General features: G+C 62.7%; 22 protein-coding genes. 12 read left to right on the plus strand and 10 right to left on the minus strand.

The window, feature by feature from the left end; genetic code table 11:
• Positions 1-699, plus strand: a complete 699-nt coding sequence (locus B2Y33_RS00660) for an SPOR domain-containing protein (protein ID WP_023532748.1) — start codon at positions 1-3, stop codon at positions 697-699.
• A gap of 56 nt (positions 700-755) precedes the next feature.
• On the opposite strand, the gene B2Y33_RS00665 is transcribed toward B2Y33_RS00660, so the two are convergent.
• Positions 756-1,175: an NINE protein gene (locus tag B2Y33_RS00665; protein ID WP_023532338.1), complete on the minus strand. Its 420-nt coding sequence runs from the start codon at positions 1,173-1,175 to the stop codon at positions 756-758.
• Positions 1,176-1,341: 166 nt separating this feature from the next.
• On the opposite strand from B2Y33_RS00665, the gene B2Y33_RS00670 reads away from it, so the two are divergent.
• Positions 1,342-1,971, plus strand: a complete 630-nt coding sequence (locus B2Y33_RS00670; RefSeq protein ID WP_027913502.1) for a C40 family peptidase — start codon at positions 1,342-1,344, stop codon at positions 1,969-1,971.
• Positions 1,972-2,045: 74 nt separating this feature from the next.
• Here B2Y33_RS00670 and B2Y33_RS00675 read toward each other — a convergent pair whose 3' ends face one another.
• Positions 2,046-3,041, minus strand: coding sequence for a type IV pilus twitching motility protein PilT (locus tag B2Y33_RS00675; protein ID WP_027913501.1), 996 nt, complete (start codon positions 3,039-3,041; stop codon positions 2,046-2,048).
• Between the two features lie 64 nt (positions 3,042-3,105).
• On the opposite strand from B2Y33_RS00675, the gene B2Y33_RS00680 reads away from it, so the two are divergent.
• The 9 genes from B2Y33_RS00680 (at position 3,106) to B2Y33_RS00720 (ending at position 9,660) form a co-directional block, all read left to right on the plus strand.
• Complete coding sequence (locus B2Y33_RS00680) at positions 3,106-3,792, plus strand: YggS family pyridoxal phosphate-dependent enzyme (protein WP_027913500.1); 687 nt, start codon at positions 3,106-3,108, stop codon at positions 3,790-3,792.
• A 38-nt stretch (positions 3,793-3,830) separates the two neighbouring features.
• A complete protein-coding gene (gene proC / locus B2Y33_RS00685) occupies positions 3,831-4,649 on the plus strand; it encodes a pyrroline-5-carboxylate reductase (RefSeq protein ID WP_145278913.1) in 819 nt (272 codons plus the stop codon).
• A gap of 10 nt (positions 4,650-4,659) precedes the next feature.
• Positions 4,660-5,250 (plus strand): YggT family protein, encoded by a 591-nt coding sequence (locus B2Y33_RS00690; protein WP_023532686.1) that lies wholly within the window; start codon positions 4,660-4,662, stop codon positions 5,248-5,250.
• Positions 5,251-5,338: 88 nt separating this feature from the next.
• Entirely contained in the window at positions 5,339-6,478 is a 1,140-nt protein-coding gene (metX, locus tag B2Y33_RS00695) for a homoserine O-succinyltransferase MetX (protein WP_028686690.1), read from the plus strand.
• A 7-nt stretch (positions 6,479-6,485) separates the two neighbouring features.
• Positions 6,486-7,106, plus strand: coding sequence for a methionine biosynthesis protein MetW (gene metW / locus B2Y33_RS00700; protein WP_023532733.1), 621 nt, complete (start codon positions 6,486-6,488; stop codon positions 7,104-7,106).
• Between the two features lie 18 nt (positions 7,107-7,124).
• On the plus strand, positions 7,125-7,559 hold the full coding sequence (locus B2Y33_RS00705; RefSeq protein ID WP_027913497.1) for a DUF4426 domain-containing protein: 435 nt from the start codon (positions 7,125-7,127) through the stop codon (positions 7,557-7,559).
• Positions 7,556-8,152 (plus strand): RdgB/HAM1 family non-canonical purine NTP pyrophosphatase, encoded by a 597-nt coding sequence (rdgB, locus tag B2Y33_RS00710; RefSeq protein ID WP_027913496.1) that lies wholly within the window; start codon positions 7,556-7,558, stop codon positions 8,150-8,152. The genes B2Y33_RS00705 and rdgB overlap by 4 nt, the downstream gene beginning before the upstream one ends.
• Positions 8,149-9,324, plus strand: a complete 1,176-nt coding sequence (gene hemW, locus B2Y33_RS00715; RefSeq protein WP_206405117.1) for a radical SAM family heme chaperone HemW — start codon at positions 8,149-8,151, stop codon at positions 9,322-9,324. The genes rdgB and hemW overlap by 4 nt, the downstream gene beginning before the upstream one ends.
• 9 nt (positions 9,325-9,333) lie before the next feature.
• Positions 9,334-9,660: a DUF3392 domain-containing protein gene (locus tag B2Y33_RS00720; RefSeq protein ID WP_023532330.1), complete on the plus strand. Its 327-nt coding sequence runs from the start codon at positions 9,334-9,336 to the stop codon at positions 9,658-9,660.
• A gap of 128 nt (positions 9,661-9,788) precedes the next feature.
• Here the strand turns inward: B2Y33_RS00720 and trmB are convergent, their stop codons facing one another.
• From trmB to B2Y33_RS00740, 4 genes are all read right to left on the minus strand, one after another.
• The gene (gene trmB, locus B2Y33_RS00725; RefSeq protein WP_028686691.1) at positions 9,789-10,511 is read right to left on the minus strand and encodes a tRNA (guanosine(46)-N7)-methyltransferase TrmB; all 723 of its coding nucleotides are present in this window, start codon (positions 10,509-10,511) and stop codon (positions 9,789-9,791) included.
• 9 nt (positions 10,512-10,520) lie between these two features.
• The gene (locus tag B2Y33_RS00730) at positions 10,521-11,315 is read right to left on the minus strand and encodes a thiazole synthase (RefSeq protein ID WP_023532295.1); all 795 of its coding nucleotides are present in this window, start codon (positions 11,313-11,315) and stop codon (positions 10,521-10,523) included.
• Positions 11,316-11,368: 53 nt separating this feature from the next.
• Positions 11,369-11,569: a sulfur carrier protein ThiS gene (gene thiS, locus B2Y33_RS00735; RefSeq protein WP_033728350.1), complete on the minus strand. Its 201-nt coding sequence runs from the start codon at positions 11,567-11,569 to the stop codon at positions 11,369-11,371.
• A gap of 102 nt (positions 11,570-11,671) precedes the next feature.
• The gene (locus B2Y33_RS00740; protein ID WP_028686692.1) at positions 11,672-12,043 is read right to left on the minus strand and encodes a DUF423 domain-containing protein; all 372 of its coding nucleotides are present in this window, start codon (positions 12,041-12,043) and stop codon (positions 11,672-11,674) included.
• A gap of 63 nt (positions 12,044-12,106) precedes the next feature.
• On the opposite strand from B2Y33_RS00740, the gene mtgA reads away from it, so the two are divergent.
• Positions 12,107-12,817 carry a monofunctional biosynthetic peptidoglycan transglycosylase gene (gene mtgA / locus B2Y33_RS00745; RefSeq protein ID WP_028686693.1) on the plus strand — a complete coding sequence of 237 codons (711 nt, stop codon included), beginning with the start codon at positions 12,107-12,109 and terminating at the stop codon, positions 12,815-12,817.
• An 81-nt stretch (positions 12,818-12,898) separates the two neighbouring features.
• On the opposite strand, the gene rpoH is transcribed toward mtgA, so the two are convergent.
• The 4 genes from rpoH to ftsY all read right to left on the minus strand — a co-directional run bounded on the left by rpoH (position 12,899) and on the right by ftsY (position 17,064).
• On the minus strand, positions 12,899-13,753 hold the full coding sequence (rpoH, locus tag B2Y33_RS00750; RefSeq protein WP_023532728.1) for an RNA polymerase sigma factor RpoH: 855 nt from the start codon (positions 13,751-13,753) through the stop codon (positions 12,899-12,901).
• 112 nt (positions 13,754-13,865) lie between these two features.
• Complete coding sequence (ftsX, locus tag B2Y33_RS00755; RefSeq protein WP_206405116.1) at positions 13,866-14,894, minus strand: permease-like cell division protein FtsX; 1,029 nt, start codon at positions 14,892-14,894, stop codon at positions 13,866-13,868.
• On the minus strand, positions 14,891-15,562 hold the full coding sequence (gene ftsE, locus B2Y33_RS00760; RefSeq protein WP_023532835.1) for a cell division ATP-binding protein FtsE: 672 nt from the start codon (positions 15,560-15,562) through the stop codon (positions 14,891-14,893). Before ftsE ends, ftsX begins: the two co-directional genes overlap by 4 nt.
• 2 nt (positions 15,563-15,564) lie before the next feature.
• Entirely contained in the window at positions 15,565-17,064 is a 1,500-nt protein-coding gene (gene ftsY / locus B2Y33_RS00765) for a signal recognition particle-docking protein FtsY (protein WP_049695318.1), read from the minus strand.
• Between the last annotated feature and the right edge of the window lie 178 nt (positions 17,065-17,242).

A 17,242-nucleotide genomic window follows, 5' to 3' on the forward strand; every position in this document is an offset into this window, starting at 1 on the left:
GTGGCTGCCAAGAAGAAACCTGCTCCCAAACGTGGCGCCAGTCGCCAGACGGCGCCCGCCAAGCAGCCCATGCCCGGCTGGGTATGGCTTGCAGTCGGCCTGACCATCGGTGCGTTCATCGTGTTCCTGATGAAGCTCGAACCCGGTGGCGGCGATATCAAGCGCACCAAGCCCGAGCAGCAGAAAACCGAAAAGACGGTCGAAGCCGGGAAGTCGACCCAGGCCACACCGCAACAGCCGGTAAAGCCCAAGTACGATTTCTACACCTTGCTGCCGGAGTCGGAAGTCATCGTGCCGCCTGAGGCCGTGCCCGAGAAAACGCCACCTGTGCCAGCCCAGCCCGTCACCCCAGTGACCCCGGCAGAGGCCGCCAAGATCGACACCGCACGCGCCCAGGCTGCATTGCTGGGCCAGACGCCACCGCCTGCCCCTCCGGTGATCAAGCCGGCGGCAACCACACAGTTCTTCCTGCAGGCAGGCTCATTCCGCAAGCAGGCCGATGCGGACAAGGTGCGCGCGCAGATCATCCTGCTGGGGCAGAGCGTGAAAGTTGAGTCCGGTACGGTGAAGGACGAAACCTGGTACCGGGTACTGGTCGGGCCGTTCAGCAACCGCGAGCAGTTGACCGTGGCCCAGAAGCAACTGGCAGGCGCAGGCTTCAGTAACCTGCTGCTGCAACAGCGTCAGACCCGCCAATAGCCTTGGTGCAGCGCGGTTGGCGCGGCCTGTCCAGGCCGCGCCAGAGGGTCTGACGGTCAGCGCTGGCCGGCATTGCGCTCGGACACCTGCCCGTTCAATGTCCAGAAGTCGTACAAGACGCCCACCAGGAACAACCCGCCCGTGCAGAAATAGATGATGGCGGTGATCCACTTGCCTTGGTAAAGGCGGTGCAGGCCGAAGATGCCCAGGAACGTCAGTAGTATCCAGGCGATGTTGTAGTCGATTCGGCCAGAGTGGAAACGCAGGTCGGCTTCGCGGTCCATGGCCGGGATCAGGAACAGGTCGATGAGCCAGCCAATGCCCAGCAGCCCGAAGGTGAAGAACCAGATTGTCCCGGTGATGGGCTTGCCGTAGTAGAAACGGTGCGAGCCGGTGAAGCCGAAGATCCACAGCAAATAGCCGATCACCTTGCTGTGGGTGTCATGGAAGGGCGCGCCCTGTTGATAAGTGTTCATGCATGGCCCTCGTGGGTTGCTGATTAAATTTTCTAAAAAAAGTTGTGACTTTTTCCGCCAAGGCCGACGGATGGTAAGCGAGAATCGACCAACGGATCAGAATTTGAACAAAAAGCTGTTATAAAGTTGCGCGCCCAACACACAACTATTCATAAGAGCTTCATCTATGCCGCCTTTGATCAAGACATGGCTGACCCTCTGCCTACTATTGCCCCTGGCCGCCCACGCCACCAACCGTGAGCAACGTCTTCCCAACGGCTTTACCGGCTACACCACCAACGCTTCGGTAAAGCGCACGCCCATCAAGCAGACCACCCTGCACGCCCGTCCTGGCAACGCTGCCAGCACCACGCGTGGCAAGACGGTGGCAGCCGCGTCGAGCAAGCAAAGCAGCGCTGTGCTCGACCGTGCCGTTAACATGCTCGGCACCCCTTATGTTTGGGGCGGCACCAGCCCGAAAAAAGGGTTCGATTGCAGCGGCCTGGTTCGCTACGCCTTCAACGACGTGGCCGAGGTCAACCTGCCTCGCACCTCCAGCGCCATGGCCAGCGGTCACGGCACCAAGGTCGCCAAGGGCGACCTCAAGCCAGGCGACCTGATCTTCTTCAACATCAAGAGCCGCCGCGTCAACCATGTTGCCATCTACCTGGGCAATGACCGCTTCATTCATGCGCCGCGTCGCGGCAAGCGGGTGAGCATCGATAACCTGAGCAAGCCCTACTGGCAGAAACACTACGTGGTCGCCAAACGTGTACTGCCCAAGGAAAAGCAACAGCTAAGCCTGGCCAAGCGCTAATCGAACCTCATCCCAATCTCGTGCGCCGCCGCTCACTTGCCCACCTTGGGTAATGGGCGGCGGCACGGGTTGCATCACTCGGCGAGCAGCCCGCCCGCTTGAAGTTGCTTCATGGCCCCGGCCAGGGTTTGCATGCCCTCTGCCGCGCCGGTCTGCATCACCGAATGAAGCTGGGCCATGCGCCCTTCGCGGATCAGGTTGCGGGCCGCATCGTTCACCACCAGCACTTCTCGCGCCGCGACCCTGCCCCCGCCCCGCCGGCCGACCAGCACTTGCGCCACAACCACTCGCAGCGAGTCCGCCAGCATCGCGCGCACCCAAGGCTTTTCCTGCGCTGGGAATACCTCCACCACCCGGTCGACACTGTTCACCGCTGACCGTGTATGAACGGTTGCCAGTACCAGATGACCCGTTTCGGCGGCACGCAGTGCAAGACGAATGGTCTCCAGGTCCCTCAACTCGCCCAGCACGATCACGTCGGGGTCCTGGCGCAATGCGCTGCGCAGGCCTTGAGCAAAGCTGCAGCAATCGCGGCCGATTTCGCGCTGGTTGACCACACCTTGATGGCTGGCATGGACGACCTCGATCGGATCCTCGAGGGTGACGATGTGCAGCGCACGCTCGCGGCCCATCTGATCGAGCAGGGCTGCCAATGTGCTCGTCTTGCCACTGCCCGTCGGCCCGCCTATGAGGACCAGACCGTCACGGTATCGGCCAGTGGTTCGGACGATCTCGCCCAGGCCAAGCGCCTCAGCGCAGGCGATGCGCGCGGGGATCAAGCGGACAGTGAGCGCGGGGCCGTTCATCTGCCTGAACAGGTTCACGCGAAACCGCCCGAGCGCGGGGAGCTCCAGTGCCACGTCCAGGTCGTGACCGGCAGCCCACTGTCGATACGGGTCGGCATCGAGCAACGATTCCATGCTTCGCATCAATTCATCCGGCGTTGCCATCGGTACCGGCAGGCGTTGCAGCACGCCATGCACGCGCATCGCCGGTGCCTGACCTGCAGCCAGGTGCATGTCACTGGCACCTGCCTTCAAGGCAAGCGCCAGCAGGTCTGTCACCTCCATGAGACTCCCCATCTGCCTTCAACCAGGTAAAATGCGGCGAACCTTCAGTTGCCGGCGTCGATCTATGTCCACCCTAGCAGACAACCTTTCCTCGATTCGCGACCGCATCACGCGGGGCGCCCAGGCTGCCGGGCGTGATCCCGCCGACGTCCGGCTGCTGGCTGTCAGCAAAACCAAGCCGGCCGCCGCCATACGCGAACTCCATGCCGCGGGCGTGCATGATTTCGGGGAAAACTACCTACAAGAGGCGCTGACGAAACAACAGCAACTCATCGACCTGCCTCTGACCTGGCACTTCATTGGCCCAATTCAGTCGAACAAGACCAAGGCCATTGCCGAGCATTTCGACTGGGTGCACTCCGTGGATCGCCTAAAAATCGCCCAACGCCTTTCAGAACAGCGCCCAGCTGGCCTGGCGCCGCTCAACATCTGCCTGCAGGTGAACGTCAGCGGTGAAGCCAGCAAGGCCGGTTGCGCACCCGCGCAACTGCCCGCCCTGGTGACGGCCGTGGCTGCCCTGCCTAACCTGCGTTTGCGGGGGCTGATGGCAATCCCCGAACCTACCGATGATCGCAACGACCAGGAAGCCGCCTTCGCCCAGTTGCGTCAGCTACAGGACGCGCTAGGGCTGGGCCTGGACACCCTGTCCATGGGCATGAGCCATGACCTGGAAGCTGCAATTGCTCAAGGCGCGACCTGGGTCCGTATCGGCACCGCCCTGTTTGGTGCCCGCGACTACGGCAACGCTTGATGACATGCTTAACTCACTTTTCCTAACAAGGACCTGACATGAGCAAGACACGTATTGCCTTTATCGGCGCCGGCAACATGGCCGCAAGCCTGATCGGTGGTCTGCGTGCCCAGGGCGTGGAGGCGTCGCACATCCGCGCCAGCGACCCCGGTGCCGAAACCCGTACCCGCCTTCAGGCCGAACAGGGCATCGAAACCTTCGAGCACAACGCACAGGCCATCGAAGGCGCCGATGTGATCGTGCTGGCGGTCAAGCCGCAGGTGATGAAGACCGTGTGCCAGGCCTTGCGCGCCGACCTGAAGGACGGCCAGTTGATCGTGTCCATCGCTGCAGGTATCACCTGCGCCAGCCTGCAGAGCTGGGTGGGCAGCCGCCCAGTGGTGCGTTGCATGCCGAACACGCCGTCGCTGCTGCGCCAGGGTGTCAGTGGCCTGTACGCCACAGCCGAAGTCACGGCCGAGCAACGCCAGCAGGCCGAGCGACTGTTGTCGGCGGTAGGGACGGCGCTCTGGCTCGAACAGGAACAACAACTGGATGCAGTGACCGCCGTCTCCGGTAGCGGCCCTGCGTATTTCTTCCTGCTGATCGAGGCCATGACGGCGGCTGGCGAAAAACTCGGCCTGCCCCGTGAGACCGCCACCGAGTTGACCTTGCACACGGCGCTGGGCGCCGCCCGCATGGCGGTTGCCAGCGATGTGGATGCCGCCGAATTGCGCCGCCGCGTGACCTCACCTGCCGGCACCACCGAAGCCGCCATCAAATCGTTCCAGGCCAGTGGCTTCGAGGCCATCGTGGAGCAGGCGCTGCGGGCTGCAGCCACGCGCTCTGCAGAGCTGGCCGAGCAACTGGGCAAATAAGGAGTTTCAGATGAATGCACTGTCCGGCGCCGCGATCTTCGTGGTGCAAACCCTGGTCAGCCTGTACCTGGTGATCGTCCTGCTGCGCTTTGTGCTGCAACTGGTCAAGGCCAACTTCTACAACCCGCTCAGCCAGTTCACGGTGCGCGCGACCCAGCCGCTGCTCAAGCCGATCCGCCGAATCGTACCCAGCATCGCCGGGCTGGATACCTCGTCGCTTCTGTTGGCCGTGGTCATACAGGCCTTGCTGATGGGGTTCGTGCTGATGGTGACCTACGGTACCTTCGGTGATGTGCTGCACCTGCTGTTGTGGGCCATCATCGGTATCACCTCGCTGTTCCTGAAAATCTTCTGGGTGGCCATGATCGTCATGGTGATCGTTTCCTGGATAGCGCCCAACAGCCACAACCCGGCGGCCGAGCTTGCGTATCAGATCAGCGAGCCGGTGCTGGCGCCGTTCCGCCGTATCGTGCCGAACCTTGGGGGCTTGGATATTTCGCCGATCTTCGCGTTCCTGGCCATCCAGGTCATCCAGTCGTTCGTCATGCCGCCATTGGCCGCCTACGCTGGCATGCCGCAAGAGCTGTGGCGGATGATCTGACCCGACAGCACCCCGGCGACAAGCCTTCGCTTGCCGCTGGGGGTGGTGCTCTTTAGACTTACGCCTCCGTCAAGCGTGAGCAGGGTCGATGTCCACTGTCTTTCCCGAAGATTCCGTCGGTCTGGTCATACCCCAGACCGCCCGGTTCGACGAGCCGCTGGCTCTGGCCTGCGGCCGTTCACTGAACCGCTATGAGCTGGTCTACGAGACCTATGGCACGCTGAACGCCAGCGCGAGCAATGCGGTACTGATTTGCCATGCCCTGTCAGGGCATCACCATGCCGCGGGTTACCACGCTGCCACTGACCGCAAGCCGGGTTGGTGGGACAGCTGCATCGGCCCAGGCAAGCCCATCGACACCAATCGCTTCTTCGTGGTCAGCCTGAACAACCTGGGTGGCTGCAATGGCAGCACCGGGCCGAGCAGCATCAACCCGGCCACTGGCAAGGCCTATGGCGCCGACTTCCCGATCCTGACCGTCGAAGACTGGGTTCACAGCCAGGTCCGCCTGGCAGAGCGCCTGGGCATCGCGCAGTGGGCAGCCGTGGTGGGTGGTAGCTTAGGCGGCATGCAGGCGCTGCAGTGGACCATCAGCTACCCCGAACGCGTGCGCCATTGTGTCGATATCGCCTCGGCGCCCAAGCTGTCCGCGCAGAACATCGCATTCAACGAGGTGGCGCGCCAGGCCATTCTCACCGACCCCGAGTTTCATGGCGGCTCGTTCCAGGACCAGGGCGTCATTCCCAAGCGGGGCCTGATGCTGGCACGCATGGTCGGGCATATCACCTACCTGTCGGATGACTCGATGGGTGAGAAATTCGGCCGCGAGCTCAAGAGTGACAAGCTCAACTACGACTTCCACAGCGTGGAATTCCAGGTCGAAAGCTACCTGCGCTATCAAGGCGAAGAATTCTCCGGGCGCTTCGATGCCAACACGTACCTGCTGATGACCAAGGCCCTGGACTACTTCGACCCGGCTGCGGCTCACAACGGCGATCTGGCCGCGACCCTGGCCCACGTCAAGGCCAGCTACTGCATCATGTCGTTCACTACCGACTGGCGCTTCTCGCCGGCCCGTTCGCGGGAAATCGTCGATGCCTTGATGGCGGCGCGCAAGGACGTCTGCTACCTGGAAATCGACTCGCCCTACGGCCACGATGCCTTCCTGATTCCCACGCCTCGCTACATGCAGGGTTTCTCGAACTACATGAACCGCATTGCCATCTGAGGACAGCATGAGAGCCGATCTGGAAATCATCCACGACTGGATTCCCGCCGGCAGCCGGGTACTGGACCTGGGCTGTGGTACCGGCGAGCTGCTGGCTTCGCTGCGCGACCGCAAGCAGGTCACCGGCTACGGCCTGGAGATCGACGGGGACAACATCGCCGCCTGCGTGGCCAAGGGCGTGAACGTCATCGAGCAGGACCTGGACAAAGGCCTGGGCAATTTCGCCAGCGACAGTTTCGACGTGGTGATCATGACCCAGGCCTTGCAGGCGGTGGAGTACCCCGACCGCATCCTGGACGAAATGCTGCGCGTCGGTCGCCAGTGCATCATCACCTTCCCCAACTTCGGTCACTGGCGCTGCCGGTGGTACCTCGCGACCAAAGGCCGCATGCCCGTCTCGGACTTCATGCCGTACACCTGGTACAACACCCCCAACATCCACTTCTGCACCTTCGCCGATTTCGAAGAGCTGGTTCACGAGCGCAAGGCCAAGGTGCTGGACCGGCTGGCGGTGGACCATATGCACCGCAACGGCCTGGGCGGCCGGCTGTGGCCCAACCTGCTTGGCGAAATCGGTATCTACCGCGTCAGCAGCCCCGGCCTGCAGGCACATCAAGTCGCGGTCTGACCCAGGAGAATCTGCGCCATGCGTCGCCTTGCCCTGCTTTTGATCGGCTTGTGTCTGGCGTTGCCAGTACTGGCAGCCGATACTGCACGCGCTGCTCGCAAAGAAGTATTTGGCGATATCACGGTGCACTACGGCGCGTTCACCTCGAGCATGCTCACCCCGCAGGTCGCAGCGGCCACGGGGCTGGTCCGCAGCCGTCACCAGGGCGTGCTGAGCCTTACCGTACTCAGAGACGGCAAGCCGATTACGGCCGTGGTCAGCGGCGCGGTCAAGGACCTCACCGGGCGCAAGCAGCCCCTGGCCTTCAAGCAGGTGACCGACCACGGCACCGCGTCGTACGTCGCCCAATTCACGATCGAACAACCTGAGACCGTCGTCTTCGAGCTAGGCGTCCAAGCCGGTGGTGTCAGTCACTCCTTCAGCTTCAACCAGGACGTTTTCCCAGGCGAATGATGAATTTCCAGCAACTCGTATTGGCCAGCCATAACGCCGGCAAACTCAAGGAACTGCAGGCGATGCTCGGTCAATCCGTGCAATTGCGATCGATCGGCGAATTCAGCCAGGTCGAGCCGGAAGAAACCGGTCTGTCGTTCGTCGAGAACGCCATCTTGAAGGCCCGCAATGCCGCGCGTATTTCCGGGCTCCCCGCCTTGGCGGACGATTCTGGTCTGGCCGTGGACTGCCTGGGCGGTGCACCGGGCATCTACTCGGCGCGTTATGCCGATGGCCAGGGCGATGCCGCCAACAACGCCAAGTTGCTCGACGCGCTGAAGAACGTGCCGCAGGCCGAGCGCACTGCGCAGTTCGTCTGCGTCTTGGCGCTGGTGCGTCACGCCGATGATCCGCTGCCAATCCTGTGCGAAGGCCTGTGGCAGGGCAGCATCCTGTTCAAGGCGAGCGGCGAACATGGTTTTGGTTACGACCCGCTGTTCTGGGTGCCAGAACGTGATTGCTCAAGCGCCGACCTGACCCCGGCTGACAAGAACCAGATCAGCCACCGTGCCCGCGCCATGGCGCTGCTGCGTCAACGTCTGGGCCTGGCATGACCCTGACGTCGCCGCTCATCCAGGCACCCGGCATCAGCCAGCCGCCGCCGTTGGCGTTGTACATCCATATCCCGTGGTGCGTGCGCAAATGCCCCTACTGCGACTTCAATTCCCATGCCGCCGGGCCTGAACTGCCCGAAACGGCCTACGTGGCGGCGCTGCTGACCGACCTTGATCAGGAACTGGCCGCAGTCCAGGGCCGCGTCATCACCTCGATCTTCTTCGGTGGTGGCACACCCAGCCTGTTCAGCGCCGATGCCCTGGGCCGGTTGCTGCGCGGCGTCGAGCAACGCATCCCGTTCGCTTCGGACATCGAGATCACCCTGGAAGCCAACCCGGGAACGTTCGAACAGGACAAGTTCAAGGCCTATCGCCAGACCGGCATCAACCGCCTGTCCATTGGCGTGCAGAGTTTCCAACCGGCCAAGCTGCAAGCACTGGGCCGCATCCACAACGGCGAGGAAGCGATCCGCGCCGCTGGCATGGCAAGGGCCGCAGGCTTCGACAACTTCAACATGGACCTGATGCACGGCTTGCCCGACCAAACGATGGACGACGCCCTGGGCGATCTGCGTCATGCAATTGAGCTTGGGCCCACGCACCTGTCCTGGTATCAGCTGACGGTAGAACCCAACACCGTATTCTGGAACCAGCCGCCCGAGCTGCCCGAGGACGATATCCTCTGGGACATTCAGGAGGCCGGCCAGGGCCTGATGGCGGCCAACGGGTTTGGCCAGTACGAGGTGTCTGCCTACGCCCAGCCCGAGCGCGCTGCTCGCCACAACCTCAACTACTGGCGCTTCGGGGACTTCATCGGTATCGGTGCCGGCGCCCATGGCAAGCTCACCTACGCCGACGGGCGCATCGTACGCACCTGGAAAACCCGGTTGCCCAAGGACTACCTGAACCTGGCCAAGCCGTTCAAGGCCGGCGAAAAACAGTTGCCCGATGACGAATTGCCCTTCGAGTTCCTGATGAACGCGCTGCGCCTGACCCAGGGTGTGGAAGCGCAGCTGTTCACCGAGCGCACGGGATTGCCGCTCGCACGGCTGGCCCAAGCCCGTCGCCTTGCAGAACAAAGAGGGCTTTTGCAGGTCGAACCGGATCGACTGGTGGCAACGCCCAGGGGCCAACTGTTCCTCAATGACTTGCTGCAGTATTTCTTGACCTAAGGATGACCCATGGATTTGGTACTCGACCTGCTCGCGACGATTTCCCGCTGGAGCCGCAGCAACTTGTCGGAGATTTCTCTGGCGTTGGTAGGCTGTCTGCTGGTGCTGTTCGGGACGGACATCAAGGCCTGGGCTGAACAGCGCCTGGGAGGGCTGACAGGGGCCCTGCGGGTACCGCTGATGGCATTGCTGGTGATGATCGGCAGCGGCGCGGCCTTGATCTACGCCACACCTTGGGTCCTGAAGGGGCTGAGCCAGTTCAACAACTATGCGTTGGCGCCTGTGCTGCTGGTGGTCTTGGCGCTGATCGGTGTGGTAGCGGATCGTCGCGGCTGAAGCTGTAGCAGTCCAGGCGCCTTATGCGCAACGCTTCAGCGTAAGGCCGCCTAGCGGCTCAGCAACCAAAAAAAACCGCCCTTTCGAGGCGGTTTTTTGTCTATCAGCACAGCGTACGGTTCATCGCCTCACGCGGTCTTTTCGAATTTCAGGTCCCACACACCATGGCCCAAGCGCTCGCCGCGGCGTTCGAACTTGGTGATCGGCCGCTCGCTTGGGCGCGGCACGTAGGTACCGTCCGCTGCCTGGTTACGATAGCCAGGGGCTGCATTCATCACTTCCAGCATGTACTCGGCATAGGGTTCCCAGTCCGTGGCCATGTGGAACACGCCGCCTGGCTTGAGCTTGCGCCGGACCAACTCGGCGAACTCCAGCTGGACGATGCGACGCTTGTGGTGACGCGCCTTGTGCCAAGGGTCGGGGAAGAACAGCATCAGGCGGTCGAGGCTGTCGTCGGCCACGCAACGATTCAACACTTCGATGGCATCGCAGTCATATACCCGCAGGTTGGTCAGCCCTTGGGTGAGCACGCCGTTGAGCAGTGCTCCTACGCCTGGGCGATGGACCTCGACACCGATGAAGTCCTGCTCAGGTGCAGCGGCCGCCATTTCCAACAGGGAGTGACCCATGCCGAAGCCGATTTCCAGCGTGCGCGGTGCCGAGCGGCCGAAGACCTGGTCATAGTCGACCGGGCTGTCCGCCAGCGGCAGGACGTACAGCGGCCCACCCTGGTCCAGGCCGCGCTGCTGGCCTTCGGTCATGCGCCCGGCACGCATCACGAAGCTCTTGATGCGGCGGTGCGGGCGGGCGTCGCCGTCGGCGGCGTTCGGCAGATCTTGTGAATCAGTCATCAGGGGCTCTTACTTGATCAGACCATCCAGCGGCGAAGAGGCGCTGGCATAGAGTTTCTTGGGCATGCGACCGGCCAGGTATGCCATGCGACCCGCCACGATGGCGTGCTTCATGGCCTCGGCCATCAGTACCGGTTGCTGGGCGTGGGCGATGGCCGAGTTCATCAGTACCGCCTCGCAGCCCATTTCCATTGCGATGGTGGCGTCGGAGGCAGTGCCTACGCCAGCATCCACCAGTACCGGTACCTTGGATTCTTCGAGGATGATCTGCAGGTTGTAAGGATTGCAGATGCCAAGCCCCGTACCGATCAGGCCAGCCAGGGGCATGACGGCGATACAGCCGGCTTCGGCCAGCTGGCGGGCGATGATCGGGTCGTCGCTGGTGTAGACCATCACGTCGAAGCCATCCTTGACGAGCACTTCGGCGGCCTTGAGGGTTTCGATCACGTTGGGGAACAGGGTTTTCTGGTCGGCCAGCACTTCCAGCTTGACCAGGTTGTGCCCATCGAGCAGCTCCCGGGCCAGACGGCAGGTGCGCACCGCCTCGACGGCGTCATAGCAGCCGGCAGTATTGGGCAGAATGGTGTAGCGGTCCGGCGGCAGTACGTCCAGCAGGTTCGGCTCGCCCGGGTTCTGACCAATGTTCGTGCGGCGCACCGCGACAGTCACGATCTCGGCACCCGAGGCCTCGATGGCCTGGCGGGTTTGCTCCATGTCACGGTACTTGCCGGTGCCTACCAGCAGGCGCGACTGGAAGGTGCGCCCGGCCAGGGTGAAGGGCTTGTCGCTGCGAACGTTGCTCATCGTTGTTCCTCGGGAAAAGGTTGCTGGGCCTGCGGTTGGGTTGCCGACAGCGGTCAGCCGCCACCGATGGCGTGCACCACTTCGACCTGGTCGCCATCGCTCAGCGCGGTGGTGTCATGCTGACTGCGCGGCACGATGTCCTGATTCAGCTCAACCGCCACGCGGCGGCCAGCCAGCTCAAGGCGTGCCAGTAGCCCAGCGACGCTTTCGCCAGCAGGCAATTCGTAGGGTTCACCGTTCAGTTGGATACGCATGCTCACGGCCACCATTGTTCTTTGGGGCCCGCATTCTAGCGCCGAAAGGCCGCGCAACCCAAGGCCACCGCACGCCATTAGTCGTTAATGTGGACTGGGCGGTCAGCCCAGTCGCCATGCGGCGAGCCCTAGGCAGACCCACCCTGCCAGGAAGCATAGGCCGCCGATGGGCGTGATCATGCCCAGCTTGCTGATGCCCGTCAGTGTCAGCAGGTACAGGCTGCCGGAGAACAGCACGATACCCAGCACGAACAGATAACCGGCCCAACCCACCAGCCGGCCAGGCAGATGGACCGCCAGCAATGCCACGCCAAACAGCGCCAGCGCGTGAACCAGTTGGTAGGTGACTCCGGTGTGGAAAATAGCCAGGTAGTCAGCGCTGAGTCGATTTTTCAGGCCGTGGGCTGCAAAGGCGCCCAGGGCCACGCCGGTAAAACCGAAAAAAGCGGCAAGCATCAGGAAGCTGCGAAGCATGGGACGACTCCTCGGATCGGGTCTGTATAATGGCCCTTCCCCAACGTCCGGCCAAGCCACCCTATGCTGCGAAACCTTCTCCGACGTCTTCTGCGCGCTCTGCTCTGGTTTGCCGCCGTGAGTATCGTGCTGGTCCTGGTGTTTCGCTGGGTACCTCCGCCCGGCACGGCGTTGATGTTCGAGCGTAAGGTGCAATCGTGGGTAAGCGGCGAACCGATTGACCTGCAGCGCGAATGGGTGAGTTGGGACCATATCTCCGATGACCTCAAGGTGGCTGTCATTGCCGGTGAAGACCAGAAATTCGCCAGCCACTGGGGCTTCGACATACCCGCCATCCAGGCAGCCCTGGCCTTCAACGAGCGTGGCGGTAACGTGCGCGGCGCCAGCACCCTGACCCAACAGGTGGCCAAGAACCTGTTCCTGTGGCCAGGGCGTAGCTGGCTGCGCAAGGGTCTGGAAGCATGGTTCACTGGCTTGATGGAACTGTTCTGGACCAAGCAGCGCATTCTCGAGGTCTACCTCAACAGTGCCGAGTGGGGCCAAGGGGTATTCGGTGCCCAGGCAGCCGCTCGCTATCACTTTGGCGTGGAAGCCAGTCAACTCAGCCGGCAGCAAGCCGCACAACTGGCCGCCGTGCTGCCCAGCCCCCTCAAGTGGAATGCTGGCAAGCCAAGCACCTACGTAGCCAGCCGCGCGGGCTGGATTCGCCGCCAGATGAGCCAGCTGGGCGGGCCCAGCTACCTGATGCAACTGGACACATCACGCAGGCCATGAGCCTGTCACCGCATACAGAGCGGGCATGAAAAAGCCGCTGTCCCCTTGCAGGGCAGCGGCTTTTTGTCGAACAGAGAACGATCAGGCAGCGATCAAGGCCTTGACCTTGTTCATCGCGTTCTTCTCCAGCTGGCGAATACGCTCGGCCGACACGCTGTATTTCTCGGCCAGCTCATGCAGGGTGGCTTTCTCTTCGGCCAACCAGCGCTGGTACAGAATATCCCGGCTACGGTCATCCAGGCCCTGCAGGGCTTCATGAAGGTTGCTGGTGGAGTTGTCGCTCCAGTCTGCGTCTTCAAGTTGTACCGCCGGGTCGTAACGGTGGTCTTCCAGGTAATGCGCTGGCGACTGGAAGGCACTGTCGTCGTCGGCTTCGGCCGCCGGATCGAACGCCATGTCGTGACCGCTCAGACGGCTTTCCATCTCGCGTACTTCACGAGGCTCGACCCCCAGGCTTTCGGCAACCCGATGCACTTCGTCGTTGTTCAACCAGGCCAGACGCTTTTTCTGGCTGCGCAGGTTGAAGAACAGCTTGCGCTGGGCCTTGGTGGTCGCCACCTTGACGATGCGCCAGTTGCGCAGGATGAACTCGTGGATTTCGGCCTTGATCCAGTGCACGGCGAATGACACCAGGCGCACGCCCATTTCCGGGTTGAAGCGCTTGACGGCCTTCATCAGGCCGACGTTGCCTTCCTGGATCAGGTCGGCCTGGGCCAGCCCATAACCGGCATAGCTGCGGGCGATGTGCACGACGAACCGCAGGTGGGCCATTACCATTTGCCGAGCAGCTTCGAGGTCCTGCTCGTAATAGAGACGCTCAGCCAGATCCCGCTCCTGCTCGACAGTCAGCAGCGGGATGCTGTTGACCGTATGCACGTAGGACTCCAGGTTTGCACCGGGTACCAGGGCATACGCAGGTTGCAACGATGTGGTCATTAAAGAACCTCCGACTTACTGAACTCGCGCTTTTCAGGCGCTGCCTACATAGACCTGGGGCCCAGGTACAAGTTCCAACGGGCGCGCCCAGGCCAATGCTGGCAAATAAAAACTATCGCGGCGCCAGCTCGTTCAAGTGGCGGGCGACTGCAATCCATGCACCGATATACCCCAACAGCACCGCTCCGATCAAGAGCGAAAGACCATCGGAGGCCGGTACGCCACCCAAGGCAAAATCGCTGCCATACAGACCAGAAAGGCTCACCACGGCCTCGTTCAGCCACCCTAGGCCAAACGCCAGGATAGCCCAGGCCAACAGGCCCGCACCCAGCCCGTACAAGGCCCCCATGTACAGGAAAGGCCGGCGTACGTAGGCATCGGTGCCCCCCACCAGCTTGATCACCTCGATCTCGACACGGCGGTTCTCGATATGTAGACGAATTGTGTTACCAATTACTAAGAGCAGCGCGGAAATCAGCATGACGGCCAGCCCGAATACGAACCGGTCCCCAAGTTTGAGGATGGCCGCCAGTCGCTCGACCCATACCAGGTCCAGCTGCGCCACATCGACGCGCGGCAACTCGGACAGGCGCTGACGCAGCGCTTCCAGAGCCGGCTTGTCGACTTCGGTCGGGGTCACCACGACCACGCCGGGCAGTGGGTTGTCGGGCAACTCTCGCAGCGCCTCGCCGAGGCCCGATTGCTGCTGGAACTCCTGCAGTGCCTGCTCGCGACTCACATACTGCGCCTCTGCTACGCCCGGCATGCCCTTGATTTCATCGCGCAACGCCTCGCCGTCACGGCTGTTGGCATCGAGCTTGAGGTACAGGGAGATTTGCGCGGCGCGCTGCCAGGACCCGCCCAATTGCTCGACGTTCTTGAGCAGCAATGACAGCCCCATGGGCATGCTCAGCGCCACGGCCATCACCATGCAGGTGAAGAAGCTGCCAATGGGTTGCTTGCCCAGTCGCCGCAAGCTGTCCGCCAGGCTGGCGCGATGGCTTTCAAGCCAGGCGTGCAGAAGGGTACGCAGGTCCGGGCCGTCATCGTCGGCGCCTGCACCACGCTTCTTGGCAGGCTGGGGGTCGGCAGGCTTGGGCGCAACGCGCTCGGAAACTTTTGGTGAACGTGTAGTGCTCATTGTCCGGCCTCCCCGTCGCCGATCAAACGGCCGCGCTGCAAGGTCAACATGCGGTGACGCATGCGCGCGATCAGTGCCAGGTCATGGCTGGCAATCAAGACGGTTGTGCCCAGTCGGTTGATGTCTTCGAAAACACCCATGATCTCTGCGGCCAGGCGCGGGTCGAGGTTGCCGGTTGGCTCGTCGGCCAGCAGCAAGGCTGGCTGGTGCACGATGGCGCGGGCGATACCCACGCGCTGCTGTTGGCCGGTCGACAAGTCGGCAGGGTACAACTCGCCTTTGTCGACCAGAGACACCCGCTCCAGCGCCGAGTCCACGCGCTTGGCGATCTCGGCCTTGGACAAGCCCAGTATCTGCAGGGGCAAGGCAATGTTGTTGAAGACCGTGCGGTCGAACAGCAACTGGTGGTTCTGGAACACCACGCCTATCTGGCGGCGCAGGAACGGGATCTGCGAATTGCTGATCTGACCCAGGTCCTGCCCGGCCAGCATCAGTTTGCCGCTGGTGGGACGCTCCATGGCCAGCAGCAGGCGCAGCAGCGTACTTTTACCTGCACCCGAATGCCCGGTGACGAACAGGAATTCGCCCCGACGCGCCCGGAAACTCAGCTCGTGCAGCCCCACGTGGCCGTTGGGGTAGCGCTTGGCAACCTGTTCGAATCGAATCATGGTCAGTCTCGCTCGGCGAACAGGGCCTTGACGAACGGCTCGGCTTCAAAGGTGCGCAGGTCATCGATCCCCTCACCGACACCGATGAACCGGATAGGCAGCTTGAATTGCTTGGCCAGGGCGAAGATGACACCACCCTTGGCGGTACCGTCGAGCTTGGTGAGCGCAAGACCGGTCAGCTCCACGCTCTGGTGGAAATACTTGGCCTGGCTGATGGCGTTCTGGCCGGTACCGGCGTCGAGCACCAGCAGCACTTCGTGCGGCGCATCGGGATCGAGCTTGCCGATGACGCGGCGGACCTTCTTCAGCTCCTCCATCAGGTTGTCCTTGGTGTGCAGGCGCCCGGCAGTGTCGGCGATCAGCACATCCACGCCCCTGGCCTTGGCTGCCTGCACCGCGTCGAAGATCACCGAGGCGGAGTCGGCGCCAGTGTGCTGCGCGATCACCGGGATGCGGTTACGCTCACCCCACACCTGCAACTGCTCGACCGCTGCGGCCCGGAAGGTATCGCCTGCAGCCAGCATCACTTTCTTGCCTTCCATCTGCAGCTTCTTGGCCAGCTTGCCGATGGTGGTGGTCTTGCCGGCGCCATTGACGCCTACCACCAGGATCACATAAGGCTTGTTCTGCGCCGCCACGACCATCGGCTGCTCGACAGGCCTGAGCAACGCGGCCAGCTCTTCCTGCAAGGACTTGTACAGCGCGTCGGCGTCGGCCAGCTGCTTGCGGGCCACCTTCTGCGTCAGGTTCTGAACGATGGTGGACGTGGCCTCCACGCCGACGTCAGCGGTCAGCAGGCGGGTCTCGATCTCGTCGAGCAAATCGTCATCGATGACTTTCTTGCCCAGGAACAGGCTGGCCATGCCTTCGCCAATGCTGGCGCTGGTCTTGGACAACCCCTGCTTGAGGCGGGCGAAAAAGCCTGCTTTCACAGGCTCGGACTGGGCGGCTTCGACGGACGGGGCAGCCTCGGCCTCGATGTGCAAATCGACCTTGGCCGGCTCTGCAACGGGCTGGACTGCCGGCGCAGGCGCCGGGCGATCCGGAATCACTGGTGGCGCCTTGGCTTGCAGATCGGGCACCAGCGCCACGGGTTCTTCTGCAACCGGCAGCACCAGGTTGCTCACGGGGGCAGGAACTTCCACTTCAGGCACAGCAGCAGGCGTTGGTGCAGGTGCAGGTGCAGGCACGTGTGGTGCAGGGTCGGCGACCGGCGCGGGTGCCACGGGCACAGCGACCTCGGGCAAGGGCGCAGGCGTCACCTGAACTGGGGGTGTCGGCTCCGCAGTCGGCGCTACGGCCGGGGCAGCTTGCTCGGCCAGCGGTGCAGGCCCATCCGTTTGATCGGGTGTCGCTGGCGCGGGCGCTTGGACAGCAGGGGATTTTTCCGTCGGCACGTCCGCTTGCGCAGGTGGCTGCGGCTTCTTGCGGAACCAGCCGAACAGGCCTTTCTTCTCGCCAGCCTCGGCCGGCGCTTTTTTGTCGTCGTTGGAACCAAACATGGAAGACGGCTATCTCAGGGTAGCGATGGCCCGCTAGGGCGCATCAGGAATTCTTTCTACGCAGAACAGACTATCTAGAAGCCGGCTGGTTCATGCGCAACGTTTGTCTTGATGTCCTGCAGGCCAGAACGGCGACAGGCATGGTCGCCAGGCAACCGGATCAGTATCCTAGCACCTC

It is taken from the genome of Pseudomonas sp. UBA5666 (assembly GCF_002420785.1).
Lineage (GTDB): Bacteria > Pseudomonadota > Gammaproteobacteria > Pseudomonadales > Pseudomonadaceae > Aquipseudomonas > Aquipseudomonas fulva.

Excerpts from the sequence above, each read along its gene's own strand:
- B2Y33_RS00665 (WP_023532338.1), bottom strand. The coding sequence starts at position 1,175 with ATGAACACTTATCAACAGGGCGCGCCCTTCCATGACACCCACAGCAAG.
- ftsE (WP_023532835.1), bottom strand. The coding sequence starts at position 15,562 with ATGATTCGATTCGAACAGGTTGCCAAGCGCTACCCCAACGGCCACGTG.
- thiS (WP_033728350.1), bottom strand. The coding sequence starts at position 11,569 with ATGCGTATCCAACTGAACGGTGAACCCTACGAATTGCCTGCTGGCGAA.
- proC (WP_145278913.1), top strand. The coding sequence starts at position 3,831 with ATGAGCAAGACACGTATTGCCTTTATCGGCGCCGGCAACATGGCCGCA.
- B2Y33_RS00690 (WP_023532686.1), top strand. The coding sequence starts at position 4,660 with ATGAATGCACTGTCCGGCGCCGCGATCTTCGTGGTGCAAACCCTGGTC.
- rdgB (WP_027913496.1), top strand. The coding sequence starts at position 7,556 with ATGATGAATTTCCAGCAACTCGTATTGGCCAGCCATAACGCCGGCAAA.
- rpoH (WP_023532728.1), bottom strand. The coding sequence starts at position 13,753 with ATGACCACATCGTTGCAACCTGCGTATGCCCTGGTACCCGGTGCAAAC.
- mtgA (WP_028686693.1), top strand. The coding sequence starts at position 12,107 with ATGCTGCGAAACCTTCTCCGACGTCTTCTGCGCGCTCTGCTCTGGTTT.
- B2Y33_RS00730 (WP_023532295.1), bottom strand. The coding sequence starts at position 11,315 with ATGAGCAACGTTCGCAGCGACAAGCCCTTCACCCTGGCCGGGCGCACC.
- B2Y33_RS00680 (WP_027913500.1), top strand. The coding sequence starts at position 3,106 with ATGTCCACCCTAGCAGACAACCTTTCCTCGATTCGCGACCGCATCACG.
- metX (WP_028686690.1), top strand. The coding sequence starts at position 5,339 with ATGTCCACTGTCTTTCCCGAAGATTCCGTCGGTCTGGTCATACCCCAG.
- ftsX (WP_206405116.1), bottom strand. The coding sequence starts at position 14,894 with ATGAGCACTACACGTTCACCAAAAGTTTCCGAGCGCGTTGCGCCCAAG.
- metW (WP_023532733.1), top strand. The coding sequence starts at position 6,486 with ATGAGAGCCGATCTGGAAATCATCCACGACTGGATTCCCGCCGGCAGC.
- hemW (WP_206405117.1), top strand. The coding sequence starts at position 8,149 with ATGACCCTGACGTCGCCGCTCATCCAGGCACCCGGCATCAGCCAGCCG.
- B2Y33_RS00670 (WP_027913502.1), top strand. The coding sequence starts at position 1,342 with ATGCCGCCTTTGATCAAGACATGGCTGACCCTCTGCCTACTATTGCCC.
- B2Y33_RS00705 (WP_027913497.1), top strand. The coding sequence starts at position 7,125 with ATGCGTCGCCTTGCCCTGCTTTTGATCGGCTTGTGTCTGGCGTTGCCA.
- B2Y33_RS00675 (WP_027913501.1), bottom strand. The coding sequence starts at position 3,041 with ATGGAGGTGACAGACCTGCTGGCGCTTGCCTTGAAGGCAGGTGCCAGT.
- trmB (WP_028686691.1), bottom strand. The coding sequence starts at position 10,511 with ATGACTGATTCACAAGATCTGCCGAACGCCGCCGACGGCGACGCCCGC.
- B2Y33_RS00720 (WP_023532330.1), top strand. The coding sequence starts at position 9,334 with ATGGATTTGGTACTCGACCTGCTCGCGACGATTTCCCGCTGGAGCCGC.
- ftsY (WP_049695318.1), bottom strand. The coding sequence starts at position 17,064 with ATGTTTGGTTCCAACGACGACAAAAAAGCGCCGGCCGAGGCTGGCGAG.
- B2Y33_RS00740 (WP_028686692.1), bottom strand. The coding sequence starts at position 12,043 with ATGCTTCGCAGCTTCCTGATGCTTGCCGCTTTTTTCGGTTTTACCGGC.